This window comes from Novosphingobium sp. B-7, from assembly GCF_000410615.1.
GTDB classification, from domain to species: domain Bacteria; phylum Pseudomonadota; class Alphaproteobacteria; order Sphingomonadales; family Sphingomonadaceae; genus Novosphingobium; species Novosphingobium capsulatum.
Window position 1 is genome coordinate 1 of the sequence record NZ_APCQ01000842.1, and the last position, 7,800, is coordinate 7,800.

Consider the following 7,800-nt stretch of genomic DNA (forward strand, 5'->3'; position numbering starts at 1 on the left):
TTTTATTCCCGGTGTTCTCAGGAGTGGTGGTCATCGACGACCCGATCTCAAGCCTCGACGCCTCGGCGATCTACCAAGCCTTCTCGTTCCTGAAGAACAGGACGCAGGGTGCCAAGCAACTCTTCATCCTCACCCATAACTTCGAGTTTCTCAGACTAGTCATCAACTGGCTTCAGAACATTCCAGGACCCAGAGCGGAGAAGACCTTCACGATGGTCCTCTGCTCCGAAACGGAGGAAGGCCGTTCCGCACGCCTCGCGCCGCTCGACCGGTTACTCATCGATCACGCGACCGAATACCACTACCTGTTCAAGGTGCTGCACACCTTCAAGTCGGACGGGACGATCCTCGGCTGCTACCACGTCCCGAACATAGCCCGTAAGGTGCTTGAGACGTTCCTCGACTTCCACGTGCCCTCCAACCGGAGCCTGCACCGGAAGCTCGAGGAGACCGACTTCGACCCGCACAAGAAGACGGCGATCTACAAGTTCGCCAATGACCTCTCGCACCACACCGGCAAGTCGTTCGACCCAGCCCTCGTGGCGGAAACCCAGAAGAACACGATCTACCTGCTCGAGATGATCGAGGCGGTCGCACCACTCCACTACGGCGGCCTGAAGGCACTCGCGGAGGCTTAGACCCCGCGCGCCACCTTCGCCCGCTTGACGGCACCGGCGTTCATCCGACACACCAACCCGCCCGGATTTTGCAGGCAAAGACGCGGTTGGGAGCGCCGTGGACCATTTCGGCGATCGGCGACGTGTTGATCGGCAAGGGCACCACCGCAGCGAGCCGGGGTGGTAATCGGCGAGCCGTAGCTGAACGAACGTCCGCTTACGCCGATTGCCATCCGAACTCGGTCGGGCCGTAATCCTACCAGAACGTGTAAGTTTCGCTACCGATCTCCCGTCAGGCTAATCCGATTGCCAAGATGGCGGAAGGCGCGATCACGACAGGTGAGAAGGATGATCTGCATCCGCGTTGCCGCCTCCGTCAGGATTTCAGTCATGAGATCGAGGCGGGTATCGTCCGAATAGACCAGCGGGTCGTCCAGGATCAGCGATACTGGCATTCCCTGCTCGAGGAGCATGTCGGCAAAGGCGAGCCGCGTAAGGACTGCCAGCTGCTCCTGGGTGCCCCTGGAGAGATCGCCGCAACTCTCGCCCAAACCGCCCCGCGCAATCGACGCCAAGCCAAGGTCGTCGCCAAAGCCGGGATTCGCACCCGGCAGCAGCCGTTCGATGTGCCGGCGCGCACGCCGCGCCACCGGCCCGACGAATGTCCGTGACGTCTCGGCGCGCGCACTCTCCAACATGTCGCGAAGCAACTTCAGCGTTTCGGCTTCCTGCGTCACACGTGCCAGGTTGGTAGCTGCGGCATCAGCCTCCTCGCGCGCGACTGCGGCGCGGTCGGCCAGCCCCTTGCCGCCTTCCGCCTCGATCCGCGCCTCGAGCCCGGCAATCACCTTTTCCAGGTCGGTACGCTGGGCCCGGGCCACCTCGACCCGCTTGTCCAGCAGGCCGATCTGCCGTTCGATGGTAGCAACGTCATGCGCAGTCGCTGCGCGTTCGGCATCCTGCAGGTTGACGAGCGCTGCCGCCTCCTGCTGGCGCGCATCGCGCAAAGCGTCGTCAAGCGAGGCCACCTCGGGCCTGGCTTCCAAGGTGGCAAGCTGTGCCGCGGCGTTCAGCGCATCCCGCTCGGCGCCAGCTTCCTGCACCATCAATGGAGTATTGCGCGCCTCCACCTCGCGCAACTGCTCGGATGCCACTGCATCGACACCTTCCGCCCTTGCGAGCGCCGTATCCGCCTCACCTAACGCGATGGTCAGCGCCTCGACGTCTGGTTCCTCGCCACTCCCCTCCCCTTCCGCGCCTTCCTGCAATTCGACGATGAAAAGCTTCAGGGCCGACGCGCCCACCTCGATTCCGAGCAGCGTCACGGCAGGCGTGATCCCGATGATCCGCGCCTCGAGCGTGCGAAGGTTGGCGACCGCGTCTCGCGCGGCCTCGTTGCGAGCGCGAGCCGCAGTGACGCTCTCCACCCCGTGCTCGGCCAAGGCCGCGTTCAGATCATCGGTCGCATTGGCGAGCGCCGTCTCGGCGCCTTGCAGCCCGACCGGCGGACGGATGATCAGTTCGGCATCGCCCAGTTGGATGCGCGTCTCGCGAGACAACATCCGGTCTCCACGCTCCGCCGCAGATCCGTCGATCGTCAGGCCGCTGACATCACCGGCGAACTCGATCCGCGTCGCACCGGCATCCACGGCCGCCCGCGCCTTGTCCACGGCACGTTCACGTTCTTCGAGGGCCTTGATGACGGTGGTGGGGATCACCGCAGTCGCGAGCTGTCGCGTCACTTCGTATTCGGCCTCCAGCGCAACCAGCTCGGCATATCGCCGTCGTGCCTCGCCGACTGCTACCCGGCGCTCGCGCTCGGCAGCCCGTATCCGAGCAGCGTCAAGTGCCGCGTGGGCGGTCCGCCCAGTGTCACGAGCACGGGTTAGCAGCTCACGGGCTGTCGTCGCTCGTTCCTGCGCGGCCGCCAACTCCCCGATCAGGCTGGATCGACTATCCCGTGCCTTGCTGAGCGCTGTAGCCGTGTCGCTGACAGCTTTGCGGGCGATTGCGAGGCGCGATGCGAGATCCTCAAGTGCCCTGACACGGTCGACAAGGCGGCCCTGCTCAGCGCGGCGTGTGTCGAGCAGCTGAGCGGCAGAGCGCGCCACGTCAAGCTGGCCTACCAGCGCCCGACGCTGCTCAGCATCGGTTGTATCGGCAAGATCGCGGTCGAGCAGCTTCAGCCGCGCCCGTGCGGCCTCGAGGTCGGAAAAGCCCTGCTCTAGGGCGGCAAGCCGAGTGGCCGCCTCGCTCGCGGCGCGCTGCGCGGCGTCATGCTCGTCGCGGGCCGCAGTCTGGCGACCAGTCAGCCGACCGCTGTTGGTCCAGTATTCCGCGTACTGACTGTCGATGCGGGGGCGAACACGCTGGTAGGCAACACCGCCCATGATCGTGCCGACCTCAGCTTCCAGGGTAGCGCGAACGCTGTCGCGCACGATCTCGCCTGGCGCAGTCACTTCAAGCGCCTGCGCCTGCCCGACCCACAACAGACCGAGTGCGCCGTGGGCGGCCGCGTCGCCGCCCTGGCTGGTGTCGCGACGCGCGCCGAGCAGTGCTTGCAGCTGCGCCTCGGCATCCTCGCCCTGCGCACGCCCGTTCGGTCCCCGAACCTCGACCGAAGCACTCTTCAGGAAGCGCTTGCTGACTTCCCACGCCTCGCCTTTCGCCTCGAAGCCGATCTCGATCTGCGGGGCGACGGCCTCGCCGTAAGGTGCATAGCTGCGCGCAAGCCGGTTGGCGGTGTTGTGCCGGATGAAGAAAGCGGCGCGCATCGCTTCCAGCAGCGTCGACTTGCCGGTCTCGTTGGGCTCTATGATGACGTTGAGCCCATCCGTCAGCCCGTCGAGCACGAAGGGGTCGCGGTATTTGCGGAAGTTTGAGAGCGCGATGCGCCGGATCCGAAGGCTCATGCCGCGTCCTGCCCACGCTGATGTTCCACGAACAGGCGCTCGAGCGCCCGCCTGGCAATGGCGCCGTCGCTGCCACCGGCCTCTATCATGCTCATCAGCTTGGCCGCGGCCGTGCCGATCATACCCTCGACCCGCAGGTCTGCCAGATCCTGTTCGCTCGGCCGACCGACGAGATCGTCGGCGGTGACCGTCAGATGGCGGAGGCGATGGCGCAGGTCATTGTCGAGGCGCGCAAGGATCGCGATACGATCGGATAAACTGACGATACCCGAGAGCGAGAGCTGCAGGAGGGTTGCCGATGGTTCGACCTGCGCAAGCAGCCGGTCGCACTCGGCGGCAAAGCCCTCCGCGTCGGCAACCGTCCACGAACGCATCAGCCACTGGAACCTGCCAGTACGGATTGGCGATACCGACGGCTCCGCCCCAGCCTCAAGCGTCACGAGCAGAGCGTAGCCCGGCTCATCCCGCTGGAAGCGATCGGTTTCGGGCGTGCCTGAGTACCAGGTGCGCGCATCGACCCGGAGGCTCCCGTGCCAGTCGCCAAGCGCAAGATAGTCGAGGTTGGAGCGCTGCGCGCGATCAGGCGCAATCTGGTTCTGCGCCTCGCCGCGCGACGAGAAGTCGCGGATCGAGCCGTGTGCCAGACCGATGCGCAAGCTCGCGCCTGGCGTCTCCATCGTGTCGAACAGCGCGGTCGGATCGTCGAGATTATGCCGGTGGGTCAGTGGTGCCGGTAGCAGCCACTGCCCGGGCTCCAGCTCGCATGGCACCGGCTCGGCGAGGATACGGACATTGGCGGCGCCTTTGGCGCGGACACGATCCCACAAGCCGCTGTTGCGGGCGAAGTCATGGTTGCCGGGCAGCAGCCACCAGGTACAGGCATAGCGCTGCATCCGTGACACCGCCTGCACGATCACGCGGTCTTCCGGTCCCTCAGTATCGAACACATCGCCAGCGACCAGCACATGCGCGACATCATGCTCCGCAGCTGCTTTGCCGATCGCGTCAATCGCATCGAACCGCGCCTCGCTAAGCGCAGCGCGCACGTCGCTGTCGAAGCGGCCATACGGCTTGCCGAGTTGCCAGTCGGCAGTGTGGATCAGGCGTAGCATGGAAACCTTCTGGCGGTGTGGGTTATGGCTGTCGAGCCGGACGTCCTGCCCCCTTCCCTACCCCGCCACCATGTAAAGTCAGCGGATCGCGACAACCTTGACCTCGACGGCATCGGCGATCTTCTTCCAGTTCTGGTCGCTGGTCCATGCGGGCAGACCGTCCCGTCGGGCAAGAGCCAGACAGAAACGGTCACCAAGGCTGAGTCCCGCCTCCGCTGTTGCCGCCCGCAACCGCCCGGCAATCTGCGCGAGTGCCTTGTCGGCCGGCACGACCGTCAGCGGCAATGGATCGAGCATCGCATCGACTTCGCGCTCGGGCATGCCGGCATGGACGAAGTGACTGACTACCTCGGCATAGTTAACGCTGCTCACCCGCGCCCCACCGATCTCAGCCGCGACCTTTGTCGCGCCGCGTTCGCCCTTGAGCATCGCGATGATCGCAGACGCGTCCAGCACCACGCTCATTCGCCGCTCTCTTCCCGACGTCGGGCAAGGAATGCGTCGACGGATGCGTCGGGATTACCGCCAGTGTACTGCTTGGCCAGAGCCTGGGCACGTGCCACAGCCTGACTTGCCGTCCGCAACACCACGCCGTCCTCCGTCTCATCAAGGTAGACCGCACCACCGCCACTCAGGCCAAGGCGCTTCCTCACGTCTGCCGGCAGGCTCATGCGCCCGTTAGGCGTAATGTTGATTTGCAAGGTCATGTTTGCACGCCAGCCCTGATGTACCACGTTGACGCAACATAGCTGACGCCCCCGCCGACGACAACAATGTCGATATTGCGTCTGTCCCTTATACTAATGTCACAGCTGGTACGTTGTGCCACGCCGCCACGATTCTGCCAAATACGCATTTTAGGAGGTACGGTTTGGGTATACCTCTGAAAGACCGGAGCGCGCCCGGTCTTTTTTCCGTCAAACGCGCTCTCAAAAAAGACTGGACATAACAAGACCGTTCATAAAGGACTGAAGCATGTTCGTCCGGGCTTATCTCCGCGCATCGACCGCTGAACAGGATGCGACCCGCGCTCGCGCAGCGCTGGATGCGTTCGCCGCCTCACATGGATTCCGTATCGCATCGCGCTATGTTGAACACGAGAGCGGCACTCGCCTCGCCCGGCCGGAGCTTTTTCGACTACTGGACGATTGCGGCCCCGGTGACGTGTTGCTGGTCGAGCAGGTCGACCGTCTATCGCGCCTCAGCTCGGCCGATTGGAGCAAGTTGCGATCGGAGATCGAGGCACGCCAGGTTCGGATCGTGTCTCTCGATCTGCCAACCTCCTGGAACCTGATCGCTACCCCCGACGACTTCACAGCTCGGATGTTCGCCGCGGTAAATGCAATGATGCTCGACGTCCTCGCCGCGGTCGCTCGCAAGGATTATGATGATCGTCGGCGCCGGCAAGCCGAAGGCGTCAGCCGAGCTCGAACCGCAGGCCTCTACAAAGGCCGCGTTGAGAACACTGCCCGCAACGCCGCGATCGCCCGGTCACTGAAGGATGGGCAGAGCTGGCGCGAGATCATGATCGGCACGGGCTGCAGTCGGACGTTGCTCGCTAAGATTGCTCGCCGCCTGAAGAACGAACGGTCGGGCGACGCCAGCGGCACTGATCCGTGCGCTGTCGAGGACATCGCCTGAGCGCCAGCAATTCGGGCTTCCCCTGCCCTTCCAACTCGCCAAGCCGCTGTGCCGTAGCGTCGACGCCGTCGTCAGGCGCGTTTTCCCAAGGCTTTAACAAAATTCCTTCTGGCTAACGATCCAACAGTCGTTACGGGCGTTATCAATATCGCTGAGCTGATTTCCCAGATACGGTAGACGGCGCAGCAGATGCTGCCTTTTGGCAGTATTTGGGAGGCGTCGGTTAACCATGATGGACAAGGAACTGCTTCGCGGTCTTGAGGAGCATCACCGAGTCATCCGGGTTGGCCTCACGTTAATTCAGAGTCACTGCGCAACCGACTGCGCGAACATTGCCGGTCTGGAAAAGGCTCGCTTAGATCTAACCCGCGCAAGCCGCGAAAGGTCGGCGTTTGTTAGCGACTGCATTATTCCGCGTTTACTGGAAACGGCAGACAGCGACGATCGTGCTGCGCTGTCGGATTTCCTTGTCGCCTTCACCTCTAAGAGGCTCATCTCAGACAAACACATCGAAAGGTGGACCGACGACAAGATCGCAGCCGACGTACCTGGCTACTGCGCGGCCGCTCGTACCATCTGGTCAATGATGGAGGAGCAAATGGAACGCGAAACTCGCGTGCTCGGAGCGCGCTTGCTGCGCAACTCCGAGCTATGCAGCGCGCGACGCTGAGCCTTTACCGTCGCCGCGACTGACGGCGGGGTTGTCTCAAGCGGAGGCGATAGGCGAGCGCCCATACTTTTCGAACAGCAGGTTCAGGGCTTCCGCCATGAGTTTGACTTGGTCGGTGTCGTGCTCGACAGCCAGCATCGCAAGCTGCTTACGAACCGCGGGATCGAAGTAACCGGCAATGTTCACCTTGCCGTTCCGGCGAGGGCCCGGCGCCGCCCGAACAGGCCCGTCCCCCTCCCCCGCCTCGACCGCCTCGGCCGGTCGAGCGATAGGCGACGGCGCTGGCGCAACCTTGCCGCCAATCTCTCCCAGCTTACCCAGACCTGCTGCGAAGCCAACCTTTCTAGTCATGCCGCCTCACCCTTCTTCTTACGCTGCGCAGGTGCACGTGTGCGAGTGTGCAGCTGTGCGACCACCCAGTCAAACAAGGCGGTCACCTCTGCGGCAGCTTTTCCGTTCGGCTCGACCTCCTGCGCTGCTTGGCCCGAAATCATACAGCGGCTGAAGGCGACGCGATCCCCAAACGACGGGTCCGCGACCTGAAGCCCGAACGACGAAGCGATCGTCTCGGCCGCCTCCTGGCCACCAGTGCCTTGGTGAGGCACGCTGTTGAGGACCGCGAACGCCGTTTTGCCAACCAGCTTCAACAGCTCGACTGTCTTCGCCATAGCCCTGAGATCCATGATCGTGGGCTGACACGGTACGAGGATCAGATCTGCCGCCTTTGCCGCCTCGAGAGCTGTGCTCTCGCTGTGCGGAGCCGTGTCGAGGATTACCACGTCGGCCCCCATCGACTTCGCTTCCTCGAGAACCTTTGTCAGCCTGGATGGCTCTGTTGCAAAAATCGT

Annotated in this window: 9 protein-coding genes; 3 read left to right on the plus strand and 6 right to left on the minus strand. The window is 63.7% G+C overall.

Going from position 1 to position 7,800, the window contains the following annotated elements:
- Nucleotides 1-638, plus strand: a 638-nt coding sequence (locus H926_RS26605; protein WP_043608853.1) for an AAA family ATPase, incomplete at its 5' end; no start/stop codon positions are given.
- Between the two features lie 257 nt (nucleotides 639-895).
- Here H926_RS26605 and H926_RS0109650 read toward each other — a convergent pair.
- From H926_RS0109650 to H926_RS0109665, 4 genes are all read right to left on the minus strand, one after another.
- Nucleotides 896-3,529: an AAA family ATPase gene (locus tag H926_RS0109650; protein ID WP_022676110.1), complete on the minus strand. Its 2,634-nt coding sequence runs from the start codon at nucleotides 3,527-3,529 to the stop codon at nucleotides 896-898.
- On the minus strand, nucleotides 3,526-4,641 hold the full coding sequence (locus H926_RS0109655) for a DNA repair exonuclease (protein ID WP_022676111.1): 1,116 nt from the start codon (nucleotides 4,639-4,641) through the stop codon (nucleotides 3,526-3,528). Before H926_RS0109655 ends, H926_RS0109650 begins: the two co-directional genes overlap by 4 nt.
- A 78-nt stretch (nucleotides 4,642-4,719) precedes the next feature.
- Nucleotides 4,720-5,106, minus strand: coding sequence for a type II toxin-antitoxin system VapC family toxin (locus H926_RS0109660; protein WP_022676112.1), 387 nt, complete (start codon nucleotides 5,104-5,106; stop codon nucleotides 4,720-4,722).
- The gene (locus tag H926_RS0109665) at nucleotides 5,103-5,348 is read right to left on the minus strand and encodes an AbrB/MazE/SpoVT family DNA-binding domain-containing protein (protein WP_022676113.1); all 246 of its coding nucleotides are present in this window, start codon (nucleotides 5,346-5,348) and stop codon (nucleotides 5,103-5,105) included. Before H926_RS0109665 ends, H926_RS0109660 begins: the two co-directional genes overlap by 4 nt.
- 268 nt (nucleotides 5,349-5,616) lie before the next feature.
- On the opposite strand from H926_RS0109665, the gene H926_RS0109670 reads away from it, so the two are divergent.
- Both H926_RS0109670 and H926_RS0109675 read left to right on the plus strand, forming a co-directional pair.
- On the plus strand, nucleotides 5,617-6,282 hold the full coding sequence (locus H926_RS0109670) for a recombinase family protein (protein WP_022676114.1): 666 nt from the start codon (nucleotides 5,617-5,619) through the stop codon (nucleotides 6,280-6,282).
- Nucleotides 6,283-6,511: 229 nt separating this feature from the next.
- Nucleotides 6,512-6,952, plus strand: coding sequence for a hypothetical protein (locus H926_RS0109675; protein WP_022676115.1), 441 nt, complete (start codon nucleotides 6,512-6,514; stop codon nucleotides 6,950-6,952).
- A 36-nt stretch (nucleotides 6,953-6,988) separates the two neighbouring features.
- Here H926_RS0109675 and H926_RS26610 read toward each other — a convergent pair whose 3' ends face one another.
- Both H926_RS26610 and H926_RS26615 read right to left on the minus strand, forming a co-directional pair.
- A complete protein-coding gene (locus H926_RS26610) occupies nucleotides 6,989-7,303 on the minus strand; it encodes a ribbon-helix-helix domain-containing protein (RefSeq protein WP_022676116.1) in 315 nt (104 codons plus the stop codon).
- Nucleotides 7,300-7,800: ParA family protein (locus H926_RS26615; RefSeq protein WP_022676117.1), on the minus strand; the 501-nt coding region annotated here is incomplete at its 5' end. The genes H926_RS26615 and H926_RS26610, both read right to left, overlap by 4 nt.

Excerpts from the sequence above, each read along its gene's own strand:
- H926_RS0109650 (WP_022676110.1), bottom strand. The coding sequence starts at position 3,529 with ATGAGCCTTCGGATCCGGCGCATCGCGCTCTCAAACTTCCGCAAATAC.
- H926_RS0109655 (WP_022676111.1), bottom strand. The coding sequence starts at position 4,641 with ATGCTACGCCTGATCCACACTGCCGACTGGCAACTCGGCAAGCCGTAT.
- H926_RS0109660 (WP_022676112.1), bottom strand. The coding sequence starts at position 5,106 with ATGAGCGTGGTGCTGGACGCGTCTGCGATCATCGCGATGCTCAAGGGC.
- H926_RS0109665 (WP_022676113.1), bottom strand. The coding sequence starts at position 5,348 with ATGACCTTGCAAATCAACATTACGCCTAACGGGCGCATGAGCCTGCCG.
- H926_RS0109670 (WP_022676114.1), top strand. The coding sequence starts at position 5,617 with ATGTTCGTCCGGGCTTATCTCCGCGCATCGACCGCTGAACAGGATGCG.
- H926_RS0109675 (WP_022676115.1), top strand. The coding sequence starts at position 6,512 with ATGATGGACAAGGAACTGCTTCGCGGTCTTGAGGAGCATCACCGAGTC.
- H926_RS26610 (WP_022676116.1), bottom strand. The coding sequence starts at position 7,303 with ATGACTAGAAAGGTTGGCTTCGCAGCAGGTCTGGGTAAGCTGGGAGAG.